Here is a 25391-nt window from a genome sequence, read left to right on the forward strand (position 1 = left end):
CTGGTGTCCGGCAGGAAAAGGAGAATCCATGAGACTGGAACAGCTTTCTTCGTTTCTTGAGGTTGCCAAGCACAGTTCTCTGGCCAGCGCCAGCAGAAATCTGCACATGACGCAGCAGGCGCTGAGCGCCTCCATCAAAAACATGGAGGCGGAACTCGGCGTGACGCTGCTTCGCCGCTCGTCGCGGGGCGTGGCCCTCACGTCGGAGGGGCGGCAGCTTCTGGCCTTTGCGGCGGACGTCATTCCCCGATACCGGGAACTGACCGCCGGATTCACGTCCGCAAGCGGCGACTGCCTTCGCGGCACGCTGCGCGTGTACGTGAACACGGCGTTTTATCTGGCAAGGCTTTTCAGCATTGTGGAGCGTTATTGCGCGCGTTATCCGCGCGTGCGGGTGGTGACCTCAACGCTCAACGCCGACGGCATCCGCGAACGGATGCTGAGTCCCGCGGAACCGGACACATACAGCATAGGCATTCTTAATGTTCCCGTCACCGCGGAGGGGCGTCCGGATCCGTCGTTTCTTGCCGACGAGCGTCTGACGTTCCACCCTCTGGCCGAGGGCGGGTATCACGCCTGCGTGGGGCAGACGCATCCGCTGGCGCGGCGTCGCTCCGTTTCTCTGCGCAGGCTCATTCGGGAACCGATCATAGGCGGGGCGGCCGACGAAATGTGCAACACCCCTCTCTATTCTCTGCTTTCCCGCTACGGCAGGCCCAACATCGTGCTTGCCACGACATCGCTGAATCTTTGGAGTCACTCCATAGCCAACAACGTGGGCATAGGCTTTCTGCACGACATCTTCCTTGACGGCGCCGAACCCTTCCGGACCTACCTTCAGGGAATAACGACCATCGACATCAGAGAAAGCATGACCGCCGTGACGGGCTATCTTCTGAACGGAGAGCCTGGAGAGATTCTCAAATCGTTTATTTCGTTCCTCCCGAGAGGAAACGAAGAGGAGACATGATTGTGCATGCATCTGCAGTGAAATCCAGAGACAATTACTGGATTCATACCGTCATATATTTTCTGCTGACCTTCGGCTTTCATTATATTCCCTTCGACGGCATTTCGCCGTTCGGCATGTCCATTCTCGGGGTGTTCATCGGCCTGCTGTACGGCTGGACGTTTATAGGCTTCATCTGGCCCAGCATGCTGAGCATTTTTTCTCTGGGCCTGTGCGGATTCTTCAAAACCCCTCAGGACGCCTTTGCCAGCGCCTTCAGCAATCATCTGGTCATCTTCATGCTGCTCGTGCTGGTGTTCACGTCGTTCTGCGAAAAAAGCGGCATCAACAGAAAGATGTCGAGCTGGTTTCTGAGCCGCAAATGTCTGGTGGGACGGCCGTGGACGTTCACGTTCATGGTGCTTATCGGCTCTTTTGTGGTGAGCTTCCTTGTGGACGGCAACGCCGTGGTCTTCCTCGTGTGGAACCTGCTGTACAGTATTTTTGAGGAAACGGGCTACAGGAAGGGCGAACGCTATCCCGCGTTCCTTTGCGCGGGCGTGGCCATCACCGCCGTGCTTTCCTTCGGCTGCAAGCCCTGGTGCAACGTGTGCATTCTGGCCATCGGCGCGCTGGAATCCTCGTCCAAGGGCGCGCTGACACTTGACTATCTCACCTTCATGGCCGTGACCATTCCGCTGTGCCTGCTCTTTGTCGTGGCGTATTTCCTGGTGATGAAGTATATCTTCCGCCCGGACGTGAGCAAGCTCATGAACCTTTCCGAAGAATATCTGGAAAGCATGCGCCGCGAGCTCAAGCTGAACACCAAAGAGAAGGTTGCCGCGGTCGCGCTGGTGGTGTTCATGGCGCTCATGCTCATTCCCAACCTTATGCTGGGCAATGCCGGCGCTCTGGGCATGCTCGGCAAGTTCAACTTCCTTTCGGCCGTGGCGGTGGTGCTCATTGCGCTTTGCGTCATGCGCCTGGAAGGCCGGCCCATTCTGGATTTCGACGTCTGCGCCCGCGACGGCATACACTGGAACGTGTTCTGGATTACGGCGGCGGCCATTCCCGTGTCTGCGGCGGTGAGCAGCGACGCGGCGGGCATTACCGCGTGGCTTGCCTCCGTCATGAGCTCGAGCCTTGAAGGCACGAGCGTGGTGGCCTTCCTGATTCTGTTCTCTCTCATCATCAACGTGGCCACGCAGTTCACGCACAACGTGAGCCTTGTGCTCATCGCCGTGCCCATCGGCTATCAGGTGAGCCAGATGCTCGGCCTCAATCCCGTGGCGCTCACGGTGCTGGTCATCATTGCCGCGGCCTGCGCCTACGCCACGCCCGCGGCGTCCACCTGCGCGGCCATCATGTTCTCGAACGTGGAATGGATAGGCGTGCGGACGGCCTTCAAGGCCGGATCGTTTGCCGTGCTGGCCGGACTTCTGTTCCTGTTCGTGTTCGGCTTCCCCGTCATCGGCATGGTGTACGGTTTCAGCATGTAGCGTGTACGCCGGAAGCGGCCTGTTTCGACGGCTTCCGGCAACGACAAACGACGCAGAGGTGCGACCATGAAAATATTCGACATGCGCATTCGTCCGCCCTTCCGCAGCATCTGCGAAGGGATGTTCAACAATCCCGGCCGGGAGCTTTTCGAGCCGGAATCCTTTGCCCGGCGTTTCGGCATGACCATAGGCGAATCGGCGAGGCAGAAGTCCATGGATCTTTTCATCAGGGAAATGGACGAGGCCGGCATCTCCTCGGGCGCGGTGCTGATACGCAAGTCCACGGGCATGGACAATGCGGATCTTGAAGAACTGAACCGTCTCTGGCCGGGACGCTTTGTCGGCGTGGCGGGCATTGATCCGCACGACTCCGGAGCCCTTGACGAAATCGACCGCTTTGTGCTGCGCGGCTCGGCCCGGGCCGTGCTGGTGGAGCCGGGCTTCTGCCGTCCGGCGCTCCGGGCGGACGACAGAGCCGTGTATCCCATCTACGAAAAGTGCCAGGCGGAGAACATTCCCGTGTTCATTTCGTTCGGCGGATTCGTGGCCCCGGATCTCAGCTACACCGATCCCATGATCATCGAACGGGTGGCTCTGGACTTTCCCAAACTGAAGCTGGTCATTGCCCACGGCGGCTGGCCCAACGTCGGCGGCATCTGCCATGTGGCCTTTGAGCGCGAAGGCGTGTACCTGGCCCCGGACCTCTACACCATGAACGTGCCGGGCAACCGGGAATATCTGGATGCGGCCAACTACCTTATTCCGGAAAAGTTTCTGTACGGTTCGGCGTATCCGTGCGTGGATGTGCGGCAGGCCGTGGAATACTATAAGCACTGGGGGCTGCGCCCGGAAGTGATGGAAGGCGTCATGTACGGCAACGCCGCGCGTCTTCTTGGTCTGGACGATTAGCGTTTTTGTTTCGGAGCACAAAAGGGCCGGATGTTCTATGAGGAACATCCGGCCCTTTTGTGTGCGATGCGGGAGGCTCAGAGCGCGCGGATGTCGCTGATGAGCGCCTCGACGGCCTCTTCGGACGTGGCCCAGCTCGTGCAGAAGCGCACGGCGCTGTGCGTTTCGTCCATGGTCTGCCAGAAGCCGAAGGAATATTTGTCGGCGAGGCGTTTGAGCCCGGCGTCGGGCACTATGGGAAACTGCTGATTGGTGAAGGAATCGTAGAGCAGCGGCCAGCCCTTTTCCGTGAAGGCCTGCCGCAGACGCATGGCCAGCTTGTCGGCGCGCCCGGCAATGCGGAAGTACAAATCGTCCCGGAACAGGGCGGCGAACTGGATGCCGAGAAGTCTTCCCTTGGCAAGCATGGCACCGCGCTGCTTCATGAGGTAGCGGAAATCCTTTTTCAGGGCGGGGGAGACGATGATCACGGCTTCGCCGAAGAGCGCGCCCACCTTGGTGCCGCCTATGCTGAAAACGTCGCACAGGCGGGCGTAGTCGGCAAGGGTCAGGTCGTTCGCCTGGGACATGAGGCCGTAGCCCATGCGCGCGCCGTCCACGAACAGGGGCAGGCCGAGTTCGCGGCAGGCGCGGCTGATTTCTTCCAGTTCGGCTTTGGAGTACAGCGTGCCGAATTCCGTGGGCGAGGAGAGGTACACCATGCCCGGCTGCACCATGTGCTCGTGGGAGTCGTCGGCAAAGTGCCGGGCGCAGGCTTCGCGAATCTGCCGGGCGTTTATTTTGCCGTCTCTGGCGGACAGCGCCAGCACCTTGTGGCCGGTGGCCTCCACGGCGCCGGTTTCATGCACGTTGATGTGGCCGTTGTCGGCGCAGAGCACGCCCTGCCAGGGCCGGAGCGCGGATTCGATGACGATGAAGTTCGTCTGCGTGCCGCCGACCAGAAACTGCACGTCGGCCCCGGGCGCGGCGCAGGCGGCGCGAATGAGGTTACGGGCCTCGTCGCAGTAATGATCTTCGCCGTAGCCGGGCGTCTGTTCGAGATTGCTTTGGGCGAGAAGTTCCAGAATGCGCGGATGCGCGCCTTCTTCGTAGTCCGATTCAAAACGAAGCATGGGTGTCATCTCCTGTTTTCCAGTCGCTTCCAGCGGCAGAGCACCCTTTCGGCGACATGGCAGATTTCATAGACGGCTAGGCCGAGCAGGCTCATGGACAGAATGCCGCAGAACATTTCCAGCTGATCGCCGCGACCCCAGGCGTCCATGATGAGAAAGCCGAGACCGCGCTGAGTGGCGAAGGATTCGGCCATGAAGAGCACGGCCACGGCCGTGCCGCTGCTGACCTTGAGGGCCGTCATGGCGCTGGGCAGGGCGGCGGGCACGAGCACGTGGCGCACCAGCTGGGCCGCGGTGCCGCCGAGGGTTCGGAAGGCGTCGAGATAGCGGGCGTCGAGCTGGCGGATGCCGTCGCGCGTGACCACGAGAATCTGATAGCCGGTGGTCAGGGCGATGATCAGAATTTTGGAAAGGTCTCCCAGGCCGAACAGCGTGAGGAACACGGGCAGCAGCACGATTTTGGGCAGGGGATAGGTGAGGAAGACCATGGGAGAAACGTAGCGGTCGATGCGTCTGCGGTAGCCGAGCAGAATGCCCAGCGGAAAGGCGACGAGAAAGGCCAGCGCCATGGCCGCGGCCACGCGGAAGGCGCTGCTTCGGATGTGCTCCTGCATGACGGCATCGCCGAGGGACTGCACCCAGGCGTCAAGCACGTCGAGCGGCGCGGGCAGAAGATACGGGCCGAGCGCCCACGCACCCGCCTGCCAGAGCAGCAGAAGGGCGAAAAAGGCCACGACGTAGCGGAAAAGAATGTCGAGAATCTTCATGACTGCGCCGCCTCCGCGCTGCGGGAGTCCGGATCTTCCAGCACCTCGTGAACGCTTCGGATGAGAGAGAAGTAGGCGTCGCTGTTCCGGCAGGAGGCGTCGCCGAAACAGGGATTTTCCAGCCACAGCTTTTTTGTGGCCGGGCGGCCGCCGAGCACCATGATGTAGCGGCCGAGAAAGACGGCTTCCGCCACATTGTGGGTGACCAGCATGAAGCTCATGCGTCGGCGCTGCCAGACGTGAAGAAGCAGATTTTGCAGGTGCTCGCGGGTGATGGCGTCGAGCGCGGCGAAGGGTTCGTCCATGAGCAGAAGGTCGGGGCGGGAGACGAGGGCGCGGCCGATGGCCACGCGCTGACGCTGTCCGCCGGAAAGCTGCACCGGAAAGCGCTGCTCCAGCCCTTCCAGACCGAGTTCCTTCAGCATGTCGGCCACGGCGGCGGCCCGTTCCTTTCTTCCTGCGCCGCGAAGCTGCAGGGGCAGCGCCAGGTTGTCGCGCACGGTTTTCCAGGGAAAGAGACCGTAGTCCTGAAGAATGAAGGCCGTTTTCCACTGCGGGGGCAGCGAGGCGCTGCCGCAGCTTGCCGGAGTGAGCCCGGCAATGACGGAAAGCAGCGTGCTCTTGCCGCAGCCGGAAGGCCCGATGATGGCCAGAGACGCCCCGGCGGGCAGGGCAAAGGAAACGTCGTCGAGCACGACGTTGTTTCCGAAGCTCTTGCCCAGCGAGGCGACGCGCAGCATCTCTTCGCTCATTTCTTTTCCTGAAACACGATGTCGCTCAGGGCGGGAAGGCCCTTTTTGAGCAGTCTGTTCTGCTGCATCCACTCGGCGTAGCGCTGCAGATCCTCTTCCGAGGGCAGGCCCAGCGGCGTGAAGGGTTCTTCAAAACGGAGCATGGCGTAGTGTTCCGCGGCTTTGGGCGCGAGCAGACCGAGCTGCTGCATCATGGCCTTGTAGGCGTCGGGCGCGGCGTTGATGCGCTCGGCCTCTTCCTTGAGCGATGCGCGGAAGCGCTGAATGCGGTCGGCAAAGGCCGGATCGTCGGCATTGCCCGGCTTTCGCAGCGCAATGACGGCAAGCGGCAGATCGAGCTTTCTGTCGTCGAGGAGCACGCGCGCGCCCTGACCTTCCACCAGGGAGAGCAGAGGTTCGGGCAGGAGCGCGGATTCTATCTGCCCGGAGAGCAGCATCTGAAGCCGCACCGGAATCTGCCGGATGTCGCGCTTTTCCAGCGAACCGGCCGCGCCTTCCTGCGCGAGCAGCGAGTCGAGCACGAAATCCACGATGGTGGCCCGGCCGATGGAACAGGTTTTGCCCTTGAGATCGGCCAGCGACTCGGCGGAAGATTTCGGGCTGACGGCCAGGCCGAAGAAGCGCGCCTTCGGCGAAGAGTGGGAGGTGGTGGCCACGATGATCTGCGGCGCGCCGTTTTCGTTCTGCATGAGCACGTTGATGATGTCGCCGAAATGGCCGTCGAGCGAGCCTGCGCGCATGGCGGCGCCGAGTTCCAGAGCGCTCTGGAAGGACACGACTTCCACGTCGAGACCGTGGGCGGCGAACACGCCGTCTTTTTGCGCGGCGTGCAGAATGAGCGAGTCCGCGGCGGGCAGGGAGCCTATTTTCAGGGCGTCGGCGGCCGGGGCGGAATGGACGCAGAACAGGGCGAGCGTCAGGGCGAGGGCGGCTTTTTTCAGTATGGACATGGGCGTTCCCTTGAGTGTTGAAGGTTGAGCGGAACAGGGCGGAGTCGGCAAAAAGGGGACGTGCGCGGCCGTCGGCAGGCCGGGCGAAGTTTTGCCACGTGTGCGGAAGTCAGTCCTGCTGAGGGCGGAATCCGGCGTCGGCAAGAAAGCGTTTGGCAAAGTCCACGGCTTCCACGGTGACGCCTTCGCAGGCGTGGGGCGGATCGGAAGGCTGAAAACCTCCGGGCCGCAGATCGCGGCAGAGCAGGGAGCCGAAACGCGCCGTGAAGGCTTCGGCAAAGCTGCGGCAGAGCGTTTCTATGTCCTTTTCCGTCTTGCCGCGCTCTGTGCCGAGAATGCCGATGAACATGAGCGCGCCTTCCACGAGGCCGCACTGGGCGCGGAATCTGCCTGCGCCGTGCATGCCGACGGCGGCGTGGAAGGTCTGCGGAGCCACGGTCACGCCGAAGGCCTCGCCGAGACAGGCGAGCATGGCGCGTGCGCAGTTGATGTTGCTGTTCCAGTAGAGGTCGTGAACGCGCTGCACGGTCGTGGTCATGGAGCCTTCCTTTTAAAGGACGGAATCAGTTTTTTCCCGGGAGGGATGGAAGGGCGCGGTGGAGCGGTTTTCCAGCAGATGATGGGAAAATTCCACGCGCGTGATGTTGTTGGGCGTGCTGTTGCCGGTCATGCGCTCGTAGAGAATGGTGAAGGCGTTTCTGCCTTTTTCCTCGATGTGATGTTCCACGGACGTGAGGCCGACGTTCCAGAAGCGGGAGGCGGAGAGATTGTCGAAGCCGCACACGCTGTAGTCGTCCGGCACTTTGAGCCCCTTGTCCTCCAGCGCGTCGAGCACGCCGTAGGCCACGAAGTCGTTGACCGCCACGATGCCGGAAATGTTCGGGCAGCGCTTCAGGCAGTCCATGGTGAGTTCGTAGCCCGTACGGTGTTCTATGCCGATGTCGTTCAGTTCCTCAAGAGGCGTGATTTCGCGGGCGAACACCTGCACGGATGTGTCCGGCTCCTGGGCATAGACGGCCCGCACGCCGTCGAGCCGGCGTATGCGTATGGCGTTGGCATTGTTGAGCGTGGTGGAAATGAAGGCGATGTGCCTGTGCCCGAGCCCGAGCATGTGACGCCCCACCAGCATGCCTGCGCTGTAGTTGTCGAGCTCCACGGTATCCACGTTGAGGCTGGTGTTCCTGTCGCCGATGACCACGATGGGCAGGCTGCGGTTGACCTTTTCCAGCTGCTCCACGCTTTGCGGCATCATGGTGAACACCATGCCCGAAGCGCCCATTTCCAGCGCCATGTCGAGGATTTCCTTTTCCTTTTCGGCGTCGCGGTAGGTGGTGAAGATGAGCGTGGAAACGCCGTGCTGCTCCGCAGACTGCTGAATGGCCTGCACCATGTTGGCATAGTAGGCGTTGCCGACGTTGGGGCTGACGATGAGCACGAGCTTTCTGGAAGACCGCGGACGGCTTCTGCGCCGCACGGGCGCGCGATAGCCCAGAACGTCGGCCGTGCGGCGCACGTTCTGCACTGTTTCGGGGGAGAAGGACACGTCCGGCCTTCCGCTGAGTATCATGGAAGCAGTGGTCAGCGAAACGCCGGCCGTCCGGCTCACGTCTTCCAGGGTGATTCTTTTTTTCGTCGTCATGGGAGCTCTCTCCAGGCAGCAGGCTAACGGCAAGGCGGAATTTCGTCAAACGAAGGAAGAGAGTTTTACTAAAATTTTAAAAATAATTTTTGAAAAATGAAAAGACTCGATTTAAAATATTAAATTTTTAGCTTTTAGAAAAAATGATAATTTCCCTTGATTAATTGCTGGAATAGCCGTACAAGGAAAAAACATGAACCGCAGCTGTGTGGAAATTTTATTAAAATTTTAATTAAAATATCAGAAAACTTTTAATTAAAATTTTAATAAAATTCTCTGCAAGGCCCGGGGAAAAACTTTCCTCAATCTTCATCAGGAGCTTTATTATGAGCGCGCCCAGCAAAAAAGAAATCCGCAAGGTGGTACTGGCCAGCCTTCTCGGAGCCACCATTGAATGGTACGACTTCTTCCTGTACGGCGTTGTCGCGGGCATCGTCTTCAACAAGCTGTACTTCCCCACGGAAGATCCCTTCATCGGCACGCTTCTCGCCTACAGCACCTTTGCCATCGGCTATCTGGCCCGTCCCTTCGGCGGATTCGTGTTCGGCCACTTCGGCGACAGGCTGGGCCGCAAGAGCATGCTCGTGCTCACCATGCTCATCATGGGTCTTGCCACCATCGGCATCGGTCTTGTACCCACCTACGCGCAGATAGGCATTGCCGCGCCCATCATTCTGCAGACGTTCCGTCTCTGCCAGGGCCTCGGCCTCGGCGGCGAATGGGGCGGCGCCGTGCTCATGACCTATGAATACGCCAGCAAGAAGGAACGCGCCTTCTACGCCAGCATCCCGCAGATGGGTCTGGCCACGGGCCTGTGCCTGTCTTCCGGCGTGGTGGCCCTGCTCTCCTGGGGCCTCACCGACGAACAGTTCCTCGCCTGGGGCTGGAGACTGGCCTTCCTCGTGAGCGTGCTGCTGGTCTGCGTGGCTCTCTACGTCCGCATGCACATCCTTGAAACCCCCGACTTCCAGAAGGCTCAGGAAAAGGCCCATCAGGACAAGGAAAAGAAGACCCTGCCCATCGTCAAGGTGTGCAAGGAACATCCCGGCAACATCGCTCTCGGCATCGGCGCCCGCTGGATCGACGGCGTGTTCTTCAACGTGCTGGCCGTGTTCGTCATCACCTACCTCGTGCAGTACGTGAACGTGCCGCGCACCGAAGCCCTCTCCATGGTCATGATCTCCGCTCTGGTCATGTGCCCCTTCATCCTCATTGCCGGACGTCTTGCCGACCGCTACGGCCGCGGCCTGGTGTACGGCGTGGCCAGCATTCTCTGCGGCCTGTCCATCTTCCCCTCCTTCTGGCTCATGGGCGCGAGCGAAGGCAATCTGTTCATGATCGGCATCGCCATCATCGTTCCCATCAGCGTGTTCTACGCCGGCGTGTTCGGTCCTGAAGCCGCCCTGTTTTCCGATCTCTTCCCCGCCGACGTGCGCTACACCGGCATTTCCATCGTGTATCAGTTCCCCGGCTTCCTCGTGGCCGGCATCGTGCCCGGCCTGTGCACCTACTTCATCAAGGTTGCCGACGGCGATCCCATCTACGTGTGCCTCTACACCATGCTGGCTGCGGCCACGAGCGGCATTTCGGCCTTCATCGTGCAGCGCAAGCACAACGCTGCGGTCCGCCGCCTCGGCGACGACGTGGAGCACGTATAGCGATTGTCGGGAGGGGATTTCCCCTCCCGGTTCGTTTCCGGAGCATCGTTTTTTTTTCGTCCGAAGCCCCGCCCGGATTCCGGACCGGGCGGAAGGCAAAACGACGTCCGTCGTCCGCGCCTGCCGCATCGGCGAGCTCCGGCTCGCAGGCGCGACGCTGTTCGCCCCCGGGTGGCGACATGGAAAACATCTGACCCGGACGCGGAAGGGATTCCCCCTGCCGCAAGGAACTTATCATGCGAGTACTTCAGATTTCAGATTTTCATCTCCGCGGAGACGGTCGTCTTTCCTTTCGCGTGGTGGACACCCCGAAATGTCTTGAGACGGCGGCGAAGCATCTTTTCGGCCTGGCCCAGAAGCCGGACATGATGGTCATTACCGGAGACCTAGCCGACAGCGGCGACGAGCACGCCTATCACATGCTCTACGACGCGCTCTCTCCCCTGAACATTCCCATCTACGCGGTTCCCGGCAACCACGACCGGCGCGACAGAATGCGTTCCATCCTCAAGGGCTGGTGCCCCGAAAACGCCGAAACCGAACCCTGGCTCTGCTACGCCGTGGAAGAGGACGAAGTGCGCTTTCTCATGATGGACAGCATGAGCCCCGGCTCTCATTCCGGACACATGCCGGAACCGTGCGCCGCGTGGCTGGAAAAGGAACTGGCGCGTCGCCCCGGCGTGCCCACGCTGGTGTTCATGCATCATCCGCCCTTCGTCACGGGCATGGGCGCCATGGACGAGCCCTATGAAAACGTGGATCGTCTGCGCGGCATTCTGGAAAGGGCTCCCTGGGTGCGGCTGTGCTGCGGTCACATGCACCGCCCCATCTTCACGCAGTGGGGCGGAGTGATGGCCCTGACGGCGCCCGCCGCCTCCATGCAGATCGATCTCGACTTCTCTCCCGAAGGCGGCGACACCTTCGTGATGGAAGCCCCCGGCTATCTGCTGCACGACTGGCGCGACGGCGCATGGAACACCCATGTCTGCCAGATCTACGGCACGCCCACCTACGCCGGTCCGTACCGCTTCCTCGATTCCGTGAATCCCACGGAAGAATAAACGTTTCCGCGCCCGGAGGTTTCCCCGAAGGGCGCGCAACTGCCAGGGGTCCCCTGTCCCTGTCATTCCTCCTCGAAAAGGCCGCCGCTTCTCACGAAGCGACGGCCTTTTTGCGTAACCATGTGTTCCTTTGTTCCGTCAGCGGCAGAGCTTGTTTTCCGTGGCGGTGTTCCAGGGGCGGCAGTGACCGAGATCGCAGGCTTTTTTCAAATCGGCGCAGGCGTCGCCGTTGCGCCCGTCGAGAAAGGCTCCCGCAGAGCGGTACACGTAGATGAGCGGCTCGTTGGGATTGATTTTTTCCGCGTAGGCGAAGTCGCGCTGCGCGCCTTCGGGCTGATGCTGCTTCAGGCACACCAGACCGCGCGTGGCGTAGGCTTCCGCCGTGGGAGAAAGACGGATGGCCCGCGTGGCGTCGTCGAAGGCTTCGTTGAAGTAGCCGAGATCGCTCAGGGCCAGGCTGCGCATGAGGTAGGGCGCGGGATCCAGCGGATCGGCGTCCACGGCTTTGTCGAGCAGAGCGGCGGCGCGTTCCGGATTCGTGCATTCGCCGGAGGGCGTCCAGTATTCCATGGCCTGCGAAAGATAGGTCTGCGCTTCCGGCGACACGCCAAAGGTCGGCTTGCGGTCGGGAGATTTTTTGGCTGTGGCGGGGGGCTGCGTGCCGTCGTCGTCGCCGAGGAAGGGCAGAGACGACATGCTGCAGCCGGAGAGCAGCGCGAGGCAAAGAACGCACAGAGCGAGATTCTTCATGATTTCTCCTGCAGAGACTGCCGGGCCGGAGCCGTGGAACGGCGTTCCAGCAGATGATGGGTGTATTCCATGCGGGTGAGGACGCTGACGGCGTCGCCGCCGCAGATGCGCTCGTAGAGAATGTCGAAGGCGCTGCGGGCTCTGGCCTGCGTCTGCTGTTCCACGGTGGTGAGCCCCACGCGCGAAATGCGGGAGGAGGACAGATTGTTGAATCCGCACACGCTGTAGTCTTCGGGCACGCGGAAGCCCTTGTCCGCAATGGCGTCGAGCACGCCGTAGGCGATGAAGTCGTTCACGGCCACGAAGCCGGAAATGCGGCTTTTCTTTTTCAGGCATTCCGCGGCGAGCTCGTAGCCTATGCGCTGTTCCAGATCGATGCTGTTGAGCTCCTCGTGCGGAGTGTAGTCTCTGGTGAACACCTGAACGGAACAGCCGGGGTTTTCGGCATAGACGTCCTTCACGCCCTGCAGCCTGCGCAGGCGTATGGCGTTGGTGGCGTTCATCATGGCGGAAATGAAGGCGATGTGTCTGTGGCCGAGGTTCAGCATGTGACGCGCTATGAGCACTCCGGCGCTGTAGTTGTCGAGCTCCACGGTGTCGATTTTGGGGCTGGAGTTCTTGTCGCCCATGACCACGACGGGAATCTTGCCGTTGAGTTTTTCCACCTTGCGCAGGCTTTGGGGAGTGAGCGTGAAGATCATGCCCGCGGCGCCCAGCGCCAGGGCCATGTTCATGACTTCCTCTTCCTTTCTGGCCTCGCGGTAGGTGGTGAAGATGAGCGTGGAAAAGCTGCGTTCCTCGGCGGCCTGCTGAATGGCCTGCACCAGCCCGGAATAATAGGCGTTGGCGATGTTCGGCGTGACGATGAACACCACGTTTCTTCCCGGCAGGCGGCCTTTGGCGCGCCGCGAGGGCGCGCGGTAGCCGAGTTCCTTGGCGGCCTGACGCACCTTCTGCACCGTTTCCGGGGAAAAGGACACGTCGGCCCGGGCGTTGAGGATCATGGAAACGGAGCTCAGCGACACGCCCGCGTTGCGGCTCACGTCTTCCAGCGTCACTTTTTTCTTGGCATTCACGGTGGTTCTCCAGAAAAGGAAGCTAACGGCAAGCCCGTTTTTCGTCAAATGGCCGAGAGCGTCTTTTTGGGAAAAAAGAAGGGCCGGGATGACGGAACTCCCGGCCCTTTCGCGGATGAACGCGGGGGAGCAGGCTCCCCCGTGCCATCAATGTTTCATGTTGCGCCACGAGGTGACGACGGAGCCGTCGTCCTGTTTCGTGACGTCGAGCATCTTGTCGGCAAGAAGCGGATTGGTGAAGGTGTAGTCCGCACGCTTGTGATTGCCGCGGGTTTCCTTGCGCTCCAGCGCGGAACGCATGATGCATTCGGCGCAGTCGAACAGGTCGAGCACTTCCGCCGCGCGCATGAGGGTGTGGGAGCAGGAGGCCTTCATGCTGGCATTCGTTTCCTCGCGCAGCTGGGCCAGGTAGCCGAGACCGGCCTTGAGCAGCGTTTCGGAACGCACGTTGTAGGGGCCCACGTTGGCGTAGTCGCTCATGATCTGGGTGAGGGCGATGTTGGCTTCCTGCCATTCCGCGCCTATTTCTCTGTCCATGAAGGAGGAGAGCAGCTCCATCTTGGCCTTGATGGCGGGATTGGCGGCAAGATCCGCGCTGCCCTTGGCCGAAGCGGCGTCGGCCGCGGCGGCGTGACCGGCTCTCCAGCCCATCCAGGCGGCGAGGCCGAGACCGCAGCCCGCGTTGCCCACCATGTCGCCCGCGGCGTAGAGGCCGGGCACGGTGGTCTGTCCGTTCTTGTCCACGTCGAGGCCGCGTCCGTGCAGAATGGGCTCGAAGCGGGTGAATTCCACGGCATGTTTGGCCGGGTCAATGCCCTTGGCGTCCATGTAGGCGATGAGGGCGGAGAGGCCTTCGTCGAACATGGCCTTGCGCATGTAGGCCAGAGTTTCGGGCGTGTTCTCCGAGCAGTCGAGGTAGGCGGGGCCGCGTCCGTTGTGCATGACGTCGAGGAAGGCGGAGTTCCAGATGTCGGAGGTGACGTCGCCGTATTCAGGATCGGGCTTGGTCACGAAGGGGCCGAGCGGCTTGCCGTCGGGGTAGCGGTACACGCCTATCCACGTGGCCTTGCCTGCGCGCTGCAGGTACTTGGTGCCGGCGTGGGTGTAGGGGATTTCCATGTTCACCATGCTCGCGCCGATGCGCCAGCCGAGGGCCTGACCGCCGGCGTTGTTGGGGCAGTGGGCGGTGTTGAACAGATAGTTGGGCGTGGAGCCGTTGACGTAGAGCCGATGGGTGAGACCCGTGGACAGAATGACGCAGGGAGCGCTCACCAGCACGAACGAGGGTTCGGGCTTGCCGGCGTCGATGGCGAGCGCGCCGCAGACGCGTCCGTTTTCCTTGGCGAGCTCCACCACGGGATGGTGATTGAGCACGGTGACGCCGTGTTTCTTCATCTGTTCGGCGAGCACGGCCTTCTGCTTGCGGCCGTCGAATTTCAGGAAGGCGCGGGGCTTGCCGGGCAGGGCGTGTCCCTGGAAGTTCCAGCGTCCGAGGGGACGCATGTTGATGCCCCATTCTTCCCACTTCTTCACGATGTCGAAGCTCTCCAGAAGGTGCAGGCGCATGAGTTCCACGTCCTTGGCCTGTCCCACGAGGCTGTTCATGAGGGCGGTGAGCACGGGTTCCACGTCGTCGCCGTGGACTTCGGGAATGTAGCAGCTGAAATGATCGTTGCCCGTGGCCCCGGAGCCGGAACGCTTCACATGGCACTTTTCCAGCACGATCACGCGCTTGGCTCCGCCTTCGGATGCCGCAATGGCGGCCATGGCCCCGCCGATGCCTCCGCCAACGATGACGACATCGGCTTCAATAGTCTTGGAAACAGGAATCATGACTTCGCCTCCTGGGGTTTGAGAGAGTCGGCATCGACGTGCAGCAGCGTGAACGCCAGAGGAATACGGAGCGTGATGGCGCCCTTGGGACAGTCGAGCACGCAGGAGTCGCAGTGCCAGCATTCGTCCGAGAATTTGACCTGAGGCATTTTGTCCTTGGAGCGGTCGAACACGAAGATATTGGAGTTGCAGATGTCGGCGCAGGTTCCACAACCTACGCATTTACTGGGATCAATAACGGGAGGCATGACGTTTCTCCTTTGATGTGCGGGGAGCGCCGCCCCTCGGGGCGGCGCTGCAACAGGGGGCTAATTCCAGCACTGACGCCATTCGGTGCGGACGGTGCCGTTTTCCTGCCAGACGTCGAGGAACTTGTCGGAGAGCAGGGGGTTGGTGAAGGTGTAGTCGGAGCGCATGTGCATGCCGCGGGTTTCCTTGCGTTCGAGGGCGGCGTGCATGATGATTTCGCCGTTGTCCATGAGATCGAGGGTTTCGATGGCTCTCATGAGGCTGTGCGCGTCCGGCACGGAGATTTCGTTGATCGCGTTCTTGCGCAGATCGGCCATGTACTTCAGGCCGGCGGTGAGCAGCGTGGCCGAACGCAGACGATGCGGACCCGCAGCGGCGTAGGAATCCATGATCTGCTGCACGGCGAGGTTGGCTTCCTTCCAGGCCGCGCCGCTTTCGCGTTCCATGAAGCTGCTGTAGAGCTGCGCGCGTTCCGCAACCCAGGGCGAAGTTTCGGCATTCTTGAGCTCGCAGGAGGCGGCGGAAGCGCCGGCGTGACCGCCCGCAATCCAGCCGTACACGGCCGCGCCAGCGATGTCGGCGCGGAAGTTGCCCACCATGTCGCCCGCGGCGTAGAGGCCGGGAACGGAGGTCTGGCCGTCGATGTCGATTTCCAGGCCGCGGCCGATGATGTGCGGCTCGTACTGCATGAATTCCACGGCGTGCTTGGAAACGTCGAGGCCGGTGCGGTCCATGTAGTCCACCAGCGTGGTAAGTCCTTCGCTGATCATGCCCTCGCGCATGAAGGCGAGGTCTTCGGGCTTGGTCTGGGTGCAGTCGATGTAGGCGGGGCCGCTGCCGTTCAGAAGTACGTCGGTGTAGGCGGAGTTCCACACGTCGCAGGTGATGTCGCCCACATAGCGGGTGGCTCTGTCCACGAAGGGGCCGAGCAGCTTGCCGTTGGGATAGCGGTACACGCCTATCCACGTGGACTTGCCCGCGCGGGCGAAGAATTTGGGCCCGGCGTGACGGTTGGGCATTTCCATGTTCACCATCTTTGCGCCGATGCGCCAGCCCTGCGCCTGCGCCGCGCCCGTGCAGGCGGGGCAGAAGGCCGTGTTGAACGGCCAGCCCGGCGAGCCCGCGGCCGGATACAGACGGTTGGCCGTGCCGGTGGAGAGCACCACCTTCTTGGCGCGGATGACGGTGAAGGACGGCACGTCTTTGGACACGTCCAGCGCGAGCGCGCCCGCGATTTCGCCGTCGATCTTGATGAGGTCGACGACGGGCATGTGGTTGACGATTTCCACGCCTTCCTTTTTGGCCTGTCTGGTGAGCACCTGCTTCTGATTGTGACCGTCGTACTTGAGCCAGATGCGCGGACGGCCGGGATAGGCGTGACCCATGAATTCGTAGTCGTCGCCGAAGGGCTTCATGTTGATGCCCCATTCCTGCCAGCGGTCCACCATGTGGATGCTCTCTTCCAGGAAGCGCAGGGAGAGCTTTTCATCGTGGTAGGCGCCCACGAGGCTCTGACGCAGTTCCTTGAGAATGACGCGGATGTCGCTGCCGTGGGCCTTGGGGTAATAGCAGGCAAAGTGGTCGTTGCCCGTGGCGCCGGAACCGGAGCGGCGGGTGTCGGCCTTTTCGGCCACCATGGTCTTGGCTCCGGCGCGGGCGGCGGAAATGGCCGCGCACAGACCGCCTATGCCGCCGCCGACAACCAGGACATCAGTGGAAAGGGGAGGATTGAATGCAAGCATGGCTGTCTCCTAGGCGTGCAGGGTGTCCGCATCGACATGCAGAACCATATAGTTGAGGGGAAGGCGCAGTTCCACGGCATGAACCGGGCAGTCGAGAACGCAGGCGTTGCAGTGCCAGCACTCTTCCGGGTAGGCCACCCGGGGAGTCTGCCCTTTTTCATGCTTGAAGATGTTCATGGGGCAGATGGTCGCGCACATGCCGCAATGAGTGCAGCGGTCGGCATGGATAATGGGAGGCATGGAAATCTCCTTGATGCGGTTGGCCTACATGAGGCTGGGAATGAGGAGGGAAATCGAAGGGAAGGCGATGATGAGCGCAAGGCAGAGGAACAGGGCCAGCACAAAGGGCATGGCCGCCCGGAAGATGAGTCCGAGGGGCACGTCCGCCACGCCTTTCATGACGAACAGGTTGATGCCGAACGGCGGCGTTATGGACGCCATGTTGTTCAGGATGGCGAAGATCACGCCGAACCAGACCAGATCCCAGTGGAAGCTCTTGGCGATGGGCAGGAAGATGGGCACCGTGATGAGGATGAGGGGAATGGCGGGCAGAAAGCAGCCGAGCACGCACATGACGATGACGATGACGCACATGACCACGATGGGAGCCACGTCGAGCGAGGCGATGGAGTTGGCGAGCATGGTGGGCATGCGGGACATGGTCATGAAGTAGCCGAGAATGGTGGCGCCGCCGAGCAGGGTGAAGCACATGGCGGTGAAGCGGCTGGATTCCTCCATGGACTTGCGGAAGTTGGACCACTTCAGTCTGCCCATGACGAGGCCGAGAATGAGGGTGCCCGCCGCGCCGATGGCGCCGCCTTCGGTGGCGGTGAACAGGCCGCCGTAGATGCCGCCGATGACGAGAATGAACAGCAGCACGATGGGCAGACCGCCCTTGAGGGAGGAGACGCGTTCGGCTAGAGGCGCTTTTTCGCGGCGGGGAGCCAGATCGGGATTTTTGAGCACCATGAGCCATATGATGCCCATGAAGCAGACCATGCAGAGCAGGCCGGGCAGGATGCCGGCCATGAACAGGTCGCCGATGGACTGTTCGGCCAGCACGCCGTAGAGAATGAAGGTGGTGGAAGGCGGAATGAGCGAACCGATGGTGCCCGAGCAGGAAAGGGTTCCGAGGGCGAGCTTGTCGTCGTAGCGGGCCTTGCGCATTTCGGGCAGGGCGATGGCAGACATGGCGATGGTGCCGGAGAGCGTGTCGCCCACCACGGCGCCGAAGAGGGTGCAGGCGGCCACGGTGCCGATGGCGAGGCCGCCGCGCATGTGGCCTATCCAGGCCGTGCCGAGTCGGTAGAGATCTTCGCCGAAGCGGCTGTAGTAGCAGGCGTAGCCCATGAGCATGAAGGACATGAGGGGCGCCCAGGTATAGTTGGATACGGTGTTGAACCAGGAGTTGCCGAACATGTTGATGCCGGCCAGCTGTCCGCGCAGCACGCAGACGAAAAGCAGGCCCGTGGCCATGAGGGCGAAGCCGATGGGCATGCCGAGGAAGAAGAGGGTGAACAGCACGACGATGCCCACGATGCCCACATGCAGGCCGCTCAGGCCCATGATGCGGTGGGTGCCGAAGTACCAGGCCACGAGCAGGGGAATGACGGCGAGCGCCACGCCGATGATGATTTTCGTACTTCCGGCCTGACGCAGCATTTCCAGCAATGTGACGAGGGTGTCGCGCACGAGGGCGAGGAAGAGCAGGCACACGCCGGCCACGCCGAGAAAGATGAAGGGCGCGTAGGGAATGCCGAGAATGGGGGTCGCCTTCTGGTTGGTCATGCCGTAGCGGGTCATGGCGTAGATGCACATGGCTATGGTGAACATGGACCATACCGTGGTGGCGAATTCCAGCGCGGCCTTGGTGTCGGGCTGGAGCTTGTGGGTGATGATGTCCATGTTGATGTGCGTTTTCGTGTACTGGGCGTAGCCGGTGTACGAGAACACGATCATGGCCATCATGAGGCCGGTGATTTCCACGGTGCCGTCGAGCGGCCTGCCGAAGAAGTAGCGGAGAAAGACGTCCACAAAGGTGATGACCACCATGAGGAAGAAAAAGAAAATACCGACGTTGCCGCACCAGCGCAGCGGCTTTTCAATGAACGCGCTGGAGGCGCATATCTTTTCGAGCAGGGGGTATTCGCGGGGCATCGTTGACGTTGACATGGGCTCTCCCGAAAAAAGGCGAAGACGCAGACTGAGCGCGCGGTCGGCGCGGAGGGTCGGAGAAGAAAAAGGCGGAGCGGGCCTCGGAAAGTCGCAGCTGCCGGGAGTTCGGCGGCAGGGAGGAGAATCCGGGCCGCGCTGTCCGGGGCAAGCCTCTCCCGGGCATGATCCGGCAGCGCCGGCCCGCTCCTTGGGGATGCATTATTTTACGGTTTCCAGATATCCCTTGTAGATGGGGGAATCCGTCCACTTGATGCCGAGCTTGCCTTCCAGTTCGTAGAAGGTCTTCTTGATGTCCGCGCCGGGGAGACCTTCCTTGTTGAGGGACTCGAACCATTCGTCGACCGGAGGCTGCATGAGTTCGCGGGCCTTGGCGTAGTCGGCGTCGGAGAACAGAATGAATTCCTTGCCGCCCATGTCGGCTCTCCACTTCTTGGTGGCTTCCACGTCCACGCTTTCCCAGTAGTTGGCGAAGGCCTTGTCGGCAAAGTCGCCGGAAACTTCGTCGAGCACCTTGCGCAGATCTTCGGGCAGGGAGTCGTACACGTCCTGATTGATGACGCAGTAGAACAGCGTGTTCTGCACGGCGAGCTCGGTGACGTACTTCAGGCAGTCGCCGTAGCGGCGGGAGACCAGAAGTTCGGGAGACATGGTGGTGCCTTCAATGACGCCCTGCTCCATGGCGGAGTAGATGTCGGAAAGAGGCAGGGACACCACGGTGACGCCGAGCTTCTTCAGGCGTTCGGCGATCATGGCGCTGTTGGCGTTGATCTTGAGGCCCTTGAGGTCTTCGAGCGTGCGGATGGGCTTGGTGGTGGTGCCGATGACGAGCGAGCCGCTTGCGTGGGTGAAGAGCAGCTTCACGCCGTCGAGTTCCTTGAGAGCCTGGGGATACTTGGCGTACAGGCCCTTCACCAGGGCGGTGCCGTCTTCGAGATAGAGTTCGGGGGAGGAGATGGAAAGGATGCCTTCGTGGAAGGGGAACTGGCCGGAATTGGCCTCGTAGGCGCATTCGGTGATGTCCGCAATGCCGGACTTGACGGATTCAAAGGCTTCGGCGCGGGGGCTGAGGGCTTCGGCGAAGTAGGGTTCGATCTTCAGTCTGCCCTGGCTGCGCTTTTCCACTTCCTGCACCCAGGCCTGAAGGGGGCCCTGCCAGCGGGTGTGGATGGGCGGAATGGGAAGATTGAGGCTCAGCACGTATTCGGGAGCCGCCTGCGCGGATGCGGGAATCATCATGCCCAGAGCCAGCAGGGCGGAACAGAGAAACTTGCCAGCGTTGTTCATCGAGACCTCCGGGGCGGTCGCGGAAAATCACGGCTTGAAGTGTTTTCCGGACGCATTGGAATGAGTAAGAAAAGCTTGCTTGTTATTTAATTAGCAATAACTGTGCCATATTATAATATTTTGTAATTACAAATAGTTACTCAATAATATCGCTTTTGATTTATTGTAAAAACAGCATATTTATGCTATAAATACTAAGTGAAATTGTCATATTTTTGGTGGGGAGGAACAATATGGGAGATTCGGGCTTTTATTCGGAAACGGCGGCAAAATCCTGTCTGGTCATGTACCGCATGGGCGGCCTCAGGCATGTGCTTCTTTATCTGCACGACCTTTTACGGGGCAGGCTGCCCGTGGTGCGGATCAACACGATCTATTGCGACAAGGACGCCCGGTACATCGTCAATATGGCCGACACAAGCACCGTGAGCGTTTCCAACAAAGCGGCCGGATCCGCAAGAGCCCGGCCGCTGGTCATGAGCGAGATGATCGCCTCGCCCATCATTGTAGGCGATCTTTCTCCCTATCAGCACGATCCCGAAGTGCTCAGCAATCCGCAGTGGACCGACATGCCCTATCTGCATCACGTCTCCCTGCTGCGGCTGCCGCTCTTTGCCAACAGCACGAGCGTGTTTCTCATCAATTTCTGGTCGGATGAAAAGGGAGCTTTTTCGCAGAGAGATCAGCGGGCGCTCTCGCGTCTTCTGAAGCCGCTGGCCGAAGAGCTGAGCATCAATCTGTCGGACATGAAGATGCACGGCGCGCGGCCGCCGATGAAATCCGAAGTCACGGGCATGGACAAGCTCAGTCTCAGTCCCGGACTGGTGCGCGTGCGGCAGATTGTGGAAAAGGTGGCCCGCAGCGACGCCACCGTGCTGATTCTGGGCGAAACCGGTTCCGGCAAGGAAGCGGTGGCCGACGCCATTCAACAGACCTCGGCGCGGAGGGGCGAGCCGTTCATCAAGGTGAACTGCGGCGCCATTCCGGAAGATCTGGTGGACAGCGAACTGTTCGGGCACGAAAAGGGATCGTTCACCGGCGCGGCGGGAACCAAGGCGGGCTACTTTGAAATGGCGGACGGCGGAACCCTGTTTCTGGATGAAATAGGCGACATGTCGCTGTCGTCGCAGGTGCGTCTTCTGCGCGTGCTCGACACGGGGCTGGTCCGGCGCGTGGGCGCGGTCAGGGAAATTCCGGTGAACGTGCGCATCATTGCCGCCACGCACGACGATCTGCCGCGCAAGGTGGTGGAGGGGCGGTTCCGCCGGGATCTGTGGTATCGGCTGTCGGTGCTGCCCATTTCCGTGCCGCCGCTGCGGGATCGGCGCGACGACATTCCCATTCTTGTGGAGCATTTCATGCAGATGAAGGCGCACAGGCTCGGTCTGCCTTACCTGCCGCACGTGCCGGAAGAGGAAATGCGCGCGCTGCTGCGCTACGGCTGGCCGGGCAACGTGCGCGAGCTGGAACACACCGTGGAGCGGGCGCTGATTAAATTCAGTCTGGAGTCCGCGGCGAAGAGCGTGCATTTTGAGATCATTTCCCTGCCCGATCCCTTGTCGGAGCAGCAGGGCGGGGCAGGGCGGACGCTGCGACGCCGGGACGAGTGGCCCACGCTCCGCGAAATGGAGGAACGCTACATCCGCGAGGTGCTGGAACATTGCGGCGGCAAGCTGACGGGCACGGATTCGGCCACGAGCCTGCTGGACATCCACTACACCACGCTGCGTTCGCGCATGCGTCACATGGGGCTTCTCGATGACGACGAAGGCTCCGTTTCCACGGGGAAAACGGAGCCCTGAAGTCTGCGGCGGGGAGAGCGAGGGAGGCGGAAGCGCGAAGCTTCCGCAGAGAATCAGAGGGTTCTTTCCAGACGGTAGCTGGGCTGACGGCCGCGACCTTCAAAATTGAGCTTGTAGGTACTGCCCTTTCTGGTGACTTCCAGAATGCAGAACTGATTGTCCTTGTGGATGTCGAGGCCCTTTTCCGCGCTGGTGACGTCCCAGGTGCGGTAGTCGTTCACGCCCACGTTGCCGTTGAGCACCACGTAGTGGATGCCCTTGATGTTGGAATAGCCGCCCTGATGATCGTGACCGGAAATCACGGCCAGCACCTTGCCGCTTTCTTCCAGCACGGCGCGCACGGCCGAGGCGTTCTTGATGTTGTGATCCTGCGTGTCCACGCGGTCGAGCGTCTGATGGCTGAACACGAGCACGGGCTTGTCGGTCTTGCCGAGATCGGCCTTGAGCCATTCCATCTCCTGCGGAGGAATGATGGTGTCCACCCAGGTCCAGAAGGTGTCTTCCGGGGTGTTCATGTCGTAGGGACGGAACTTGCCGGGCGTGTAGTCGGCGTCGAGCACGATGCAGTGAACGCCGCCCGCGTCGTAGGAGTAGTAGGTTTTGCCCTGCTCGATGCCGGTGTTGGTCACGCCGGAAAGGAAGGCTTCTCTTTTGAGATTGTCGAAGTCATGGTTGCCGAGCACGTGATAGGCGGGGCCGCCGAACGAGGTGAACAGGGATTCTATTTCGCGGAGGTTGGCGGCGGGATCGGTGCCCGGGGCGAGGGTGTCCACGAAGTCGCCGAGCTCGATGATGAAGGCGGGCTTTTCCTTCTTCATGGCGTCGATGAAGACTTTCATCTTGTTCATGGAGGCGGAGTACACGCGGGTGGTGCTGTCGGCCTTGGTGGTTCTGTGCATGTCGGTGATGATGCCGGCCTTGAGCAGACGCTTTTCGTCCTTGGCTTCGGCGGCGGAGGCTCCGGTCAGAATGCCGGCGGCGGCGCAGGCCGTGGCGGCCATACCCATCTTCAGAATGTCGCGGCGGGCAATGTTGTTTGCCATGCTTTATCTCCCGTGATTGACGTTGTTGTCCTGTATGACGAAATTTTTTGTTTTAATTTTAAGAGAAGGCGACCTTCAGGCGGGCCCGGCCGTCGCGTTCTGCAATCGGACCTTCTTTCCGGAGTACGCAGAGCGTCGGCATCGCAGGACTTGTAGACTACATGAAACGTCCCGTCCTGAAGGAACTTGCCCTCGATGCGTATTGAGCATCAGAATCATGAAGGCATGATGTCGGCAGTATGGAGATATGGTAACGCCGGAAACAGTTCGGGGCAGGCGCTGCGGGAGAAGCGCCGCGCGGCGGGCGTCGCGCTTTCAAACACGCGCGGGGCTGGCGGCGGCTTCGGCGTTTGCGAAGATGAGAAAACGGCGCTTTTCGAAGATCGGAAGCGCCGTTTTCAGGGGAGCGATGATCGGCCGCGTTGTGAACAAGGCGGAGCCGTAATCGGGGAATGGCGGAGGCCTTGCAGAACACGCTCCCCGGTCGGCAGGGAACGACGGGGAGCGTGCGGAAGGGAACCGTCCCGTCCGGAACGGTCGCCGGAGGAAGACGCGGTCATTGCAGGCCGTACTGATATTTGACGGACAGGGAAACGTGGATGGGGTCCGTTCCCAGAATGTCCGGTCGGCGGACGACGCCGCTTGCGGCGGCGACGGCGCGAAGGGCGGAGGCGTCGAGTTCCGGCCTGCCCGAGGAAACAACGATGCGCGCTTCGTGAAAGGTGCCGTCGGCAGCGATGGTGAAGGCGCACAGCGCCACGCCTATGAGCGAGGTGTTGCCGGCGTCGAGCCTCCGGGCGTGAACGGCGTTGTCCACGTCGTCGAGATATCGCAGGTAGATGCGCCGCTTGCGGTCGAGCTTTTCCGCTTCTTCCCTGTCGCTTTCCGCGGAAGATTGAAGGCCGGTGCCGGGCAGCGAGCCGCCGCGGGCGAGGGTGGATTCGCTTTCCATTTCCAGCACCGCGCGGAAGGCCGGGGCCTCCTCCTGCGGCGAGGCGTGGATGAGCGTGAGGGAAAAGTGCAGAAAAAGCGACAGCGCAATGCCCGTCCAGAGTCGTTCGCCGTCCGTCATGCCGTTACCTTTCTTCCGGTCGCGAGGTGGCCACCATGAGTTTTTCTCCGCCGAGCATGCGCACTTCGTCCACCACGAAAACGAGCGCTTCCACCGGAGCCTTCGGGCTGGCCTTGAGCACGAGCTGTCCCGGTTCCTTGCGGAAGCCGCGCACGATGTCCTGCAGCTTGTAGCGCAGAAATTCCCGCTCCACGGGCACGCCGTCGCAGAAGAAGCTGCCGTCCTCCTCAAGGCGCACTTCCACCACCTTGCCCGAGAGCGCCCGGCTCGATTGCGCGGGGGGCAGGTCGATGTCGAGCCCCCGCACGGCAAAGGCCGAAGCCACAATGAAAAAAATGAGCAGAATGAAGATCACGTCCATCACGGGCGTGAGGTCTATGTCGGTGTCGGGGCTTTTGCGCGGACGCAGATTGATCATCGACCGTCCCCTTCCGAGGCGAGCACGGCGTTGGCCGTTTCCGACAGGGCCTCGGCCGCCTGCTGCACGCGCGTTTGAAAATAGTGCAGAAAAAACAGCGACGGAATGGCGATGACAAGGCCCGCCGCCGTGGTGATGAGCGCCTGCCAGATGCCTCCGGCGAGCTGATTCATGTTGACGCCCGCCTGTGCGTTCGCAATCTCGGAAAAGGTTTCGATCATGCCGAGCACCGTGCCGAGCAGACCCATGAGCGGCGCGAGCCGCGCCAGAATGGAAAGCAGCGGAAGACGCGCTTCCAGCGCCTTCACCACGGACTCGCCCTCGATGCGCAGCGCGGCCTCCTTTCCCGGGCCGTCTGCCGAAAGCAGGGAGGCGAAGCGGCGCAGACGCTCCACCTTTTCCAGTTCCGCGAGCAGGGGCGCGCGGTTGCCGCGCACCGCCTCTTCAAGCAGCGCGGACGCGCTTCGCGGAGGAAAGCGGAATGAGGAGAAGAGCAGCAGGCGCTCCACGATGATGGCCGTTGCCGTGATGGAAATCAGGGTCAGCGGCCACATCATCCAGCCGCCCATCAGCAGTATGTCCATGGGCCTCTCCTCGCGTATGTCCGCCTGCGTCGGCGGAGGGCGGCGCGAAGCGTCGCGCCGGAAATGT

Annotated in this window: 24 protein-coding genes; 6 read left to right on the forward strand and 18 right to left on the reverse strand. The window is 61.4% G+C overall.

Features of this window, described 5'->3' with window-relative positions:
* Positions 1–28 precede the first annotated feature (28 nt).
* From ABGT79_RS07110 to ABGT79_RS07120, 3 genes are all read left to right on the forward strand, one after another.
* Positions 29–970 carry a LysR family transcriptional regulator gene (locus ABGT79_RS07110; RefSeq protein ID WP_346665611.1) on the forward strand — a complete coding sequence of 314 codons (942 nt, stop codon included), beginning with the start codon at positions 29–31 and terminating at the stop codon, positions 968–970.
* Between the two features lie 2 nt (positions 971–972).
* Positions 973–2448, forward strand: coding sequence for an SLC13 family permease (locus ABGT79_RS07115; protein ID WP_346665612.1), 1476 nt, complete (start codon positions 973–975; stop codon positions 2446–2448).
* Between the two features lie 66 nt (positions 2449–2514).
* The gene (locus ABGT79_RS07120; protein ID WP_346665613.1) at positions 2515–3357 is read left to right on the forward strand and encodes an amidohydrolase family protein; all 843 of its coding nucleotides are present in this window, start codon (positions 2515–2517) and stop codon (positions 3355–3357) included.
* A gap of 77 nt (positions 3358–3434) precedes the next feature.
* Here ABGT79_RS07120 and ABGT79_RS07125 read toward each other — a convergent pair whose 3' ends face one another.
* From ABGT79_RS07125 to ABGT79_RS07150, 6 genes are all read right to left on the reverse strand, one after another.
* Positions 3435–4469 (reverse strand): beta-eliminating lyase-related protein, encoded by a 1035-nt coding sequence (locus tag ABGT79_RS07125; RefSeq protein WP_346665614.1) that lies wholly within the window; start codon positions 4467–4469, stop codon positions 3435–3437.
* Positions 4470–4474: 5 nt separating this feature from the next.
* Complete coding sequence (locus tag ABGT79_RS07130) at positions 4475–5236, reverse strand: ABC transporter permease (protein ID WP_346665615.1); 762 nt, start codon at positions 5234–5236, stop codon at positions 4475–4477.
* Complete coding sequence (locus ABGT79_RS07135; protein WP_346665616.1) at positions 5233–5988, reverse strand: ABC transporter ATP-binding protein; 756 nt, start codon at positions 5986–5988, stop codon at positions 5233–5235. Before ABGT79_RS07135 ends, ABGT79_RS07130 begins: the two co-directional genes overlap by 4 nt.
* Positions 5985–6938, reverse strand: a complete 954-nt coding sequence (locus tag ABGT79_RS07140; protein ID WP_346665617.1) for an ABC transporter substrate-binding protein — start codon at positions 6936–6938, stop codon at positions 5985–5987. Before ABGT79_RS07140 ends, ABGT79_RS07135 begins: the two co-directional genes overlap by 4 nt.
* 109 nt (positions 6939–7047) lie before the next feature.
* On the reverse strand, positions 7048–7476 hold the full coding sequence (locus tag ABGT79_RS07145) for a C-GCAxxG-C-C family protein (protein ID WP_346665618.1): 429 nt from the start codon (positions 7474–7476) through the stop codon (positions 7048–7050).
* A 12-nt stretch (positions 7477–7488) separates the two neighbouring features.
* Positions 7489–8577: a LacI family DNA-binding transcriptional regulator gene (locus ABGT79_RS07150; RefSeq protein WP_346665619.1), complete on the reverse strand. Its 1089-nt coding sequence runs from the start codon at positions 8575–8577 to the stop codon at positions 7489–7491.
* Positions 8578–8903: 326 nt separating this feature from the next.
* Here ABGT79_RS07150 and ABGT79_RS07155 point away from each other — a divergent pair, with 326 nt between their 5' ends.
* Both ABGT79_RS07155 and ABGT79_RS07160 read left to right on the forward strand, forming a co-directional pair.
* The gene (locus tag ABGT79_RS07155) at positions 8904–10235 is read left to right on the forward strand and encodes an MFS transporter (RefSeq protein WP_346665620.1); all 1332 of its coding nucleotides are present in this window, start codon (positions 8904–8906) and stop codon (positions 10233–10235) included.
* Positions 10236–10471: 236 nt separating this feature from the next.
* Positions 10472–11296 carry a phosphodiesterase gene (locus ABGT79_RS07160; RefSeq protein ID WP_346665621.1) on the forward strand — a complete coding sequence of 275 codons (825 nt, stop codon included), beginning with the start codon at positions 10472–10474 and terminating at the stop codon, positions 11294–11296.
* 138 nt (positions 11297–11434) lie between these two features.
* Here the strand turns inward: ABGT79_RS07160 and ABGT79_RS07165 are convergent, their stop codons facing one another.
* The 8 genes from ABGT79_RS07165 to ABGT79_RS07200 all read right to left on the reverse strand — a co-directional run bounded on the left by ABGT79_RS07165 (position 11435) and on the right by ABGT79_RS07200 (position 20405).
* Positions 11435–12046, reverse strand: a complete 612-nt coding sequence (locus tag ABGT79_RS07165; protein ID WP_346665622.1) for a hypothetical protein — start codon at positions 12044–12046, stop codon at positions 11435–11437.
* The gene (locus ABGT79_RS07170; RefSeq protein WP_346665623.1) at positions 12043–13122 is read right to left on the reverse strand and encodes a LacI family DNA-binding transcriptional regulator; all 1080 of its coding nucleotides are present in this window, start codon (positions 13120–13122) and stop codon (positions 12043–12045) included. Before ABGT79_RS07170 ends, ABGT79_RS07165 begins: the two co-directional genes overlap by 4 nt.
* A gap of 147 nt (positions 13123–13269) precedes the next feature.
* Positions 13270–14955, reverse strand: coding sequence for an FAD-binding protein (locus ABGT79_RS07175; protein WP_346665624.1), 1686 nt, complete (start codon positions 14953–14955; stop codon positions 13270–13272).
* Positions 14952–15203 (reverse strand): ferredoxin family protein, encoded by a 252-nt coding sequence (locus tag ABGT79_RS07180; RefSeq protein ID WP_346665625.1) that lies wholly within the window; start codon positions 15201–15203, stop codon positions 14952–14954. Before ABGT79_RS07180 ends, ABGT79_RS07175 begins: the two co-directional genes overlap by 4 nt.
* Positions 15204–15263: 60 nt before the next feature.
* A complete protein-coding gene (locus ABGT79_RS07185; RefSeq protein WP_346665626.1) occupies positions 15264–16946 on the reverse strand; it encodes an FAD-dependent oxidoreductase in 1683 nt (560 codons plus the stop codon).
* A 9-nt stretch (positions 16947–16955) separates the two neighbouring features.
* Complete coding sequence (locus tag ABGT79_RS07190) at positions 16956–17186, reverse strand: ferredoxin family protein (protein WP_346665627.1); 231 nt, start codon at positions 17184–17186, stop codon at positions 16956–16958.
* Between the two features lie 24 nt (positions 17187–17210).
* Entirely contained in the window at positions 17211–19118 is a 1908-nt protein-coding gene (locus tag ABGT79_RS07195; RefSeq protein WP_346665628.1) for a TRAP transporter large permease subunit, read from the reverse strand.
* A gap of 201 nt (positions 19119–19319) precedes the next feature.
* The gene (locus tag ABGT79_RS07200) at positions 19320–20405 is read right to left on the reverse strand and encodes a TRAP transporter substrate-binding protein (RefSeq protein ID WP_346665629.1); all 1086 of its coding nucleotides are present in this window, start codon (positions 20403–20405) and stop codon (positions 19320–19322) included.
* Between the two features lie 233 nt (positions 20406–20638).
* On the opposite strand from ABGT79_RS07200, the gene ABGT79_RS07205 reads away from it, so the two are divergent.
* Positions 20639–22207: a sigma-54 dependent transcriptional regulator gene (locus tag ABGT79_RS07205; protein WP_346665630.1), complete on the forward strand. Its 1569-nt coding sequence runs from the start codon at positions 20639–20641 to the stop codon at positions 22205–22207.
* 53 nt (positions 22208–22260) lie between these two features.
* Here ABGT79_RS07205 and ABGT79_RS07210 read toward each other — a convergent pair whose 3' ends face one another.
* The 4 genes from ABGT79_RS07210 to ABGT79_RS07225 form a co-directional block, all read right to left on the reverse strand.
* Positions 22261–23250, reverse strand: a complete 990-nt coding sequence (locus ABGT79_RS07210; RefSeq protein ID WP_346665631.1) for a metallophosphoesterase — start codon at positions 23248–23250, stop codon at positions 22261–22263.
* A 556-nt stretch (positions 23251–23806) separates the two neighbouring features.
* A complete protein-coding gene (locus ABGT79_RS07215; protein ID WP_346665632.1) occupies positions 23807–24322 on the reverse strand; it encodes a TonB family protein in 516 nt (171 codons plus the stop codon).
* Between the two features lie 4 nt (positions 24323–24326).
* The gene (locus ABGT79_RS07220) at positions 24327–24740 is read right to left on the reverse strand and encodes a biopolymer transporter ExbD (RefSeq protein WP_294485630.1); all 414 of its coding nucleotides are present in this window, start codon (positions 24738–24740) and stop codon (positions 24327–24329) included.
* Positions 24737–25324: a MotA/TolQ/ExbB proton channel family protein gene (locus ABGT79_RS07225; RefSeq protein WP_346665633.1), complete on the reverse strand. Its 588-nt coding sequence runs from the start codon at positions 25322–25324 to the stop codon at positions 24737–24739. The genes ABGT79_RS07220 and ABGT79_RS07225 overlap by 4 nt, the downstream gene beginning before the upstream one ends.
* Between the last annotated feature and the right edge of the window lie 67 nt (positions 25325–25391).

It is taken from the genome of uncultured Mailhella sp. (assembly GCF_963931295.1).
GTDB lineage: Bacteria > Desulfobacterota > Desulfovibrionia > Desulfovibrionales > Desulfovibrionaceae > Mailhella.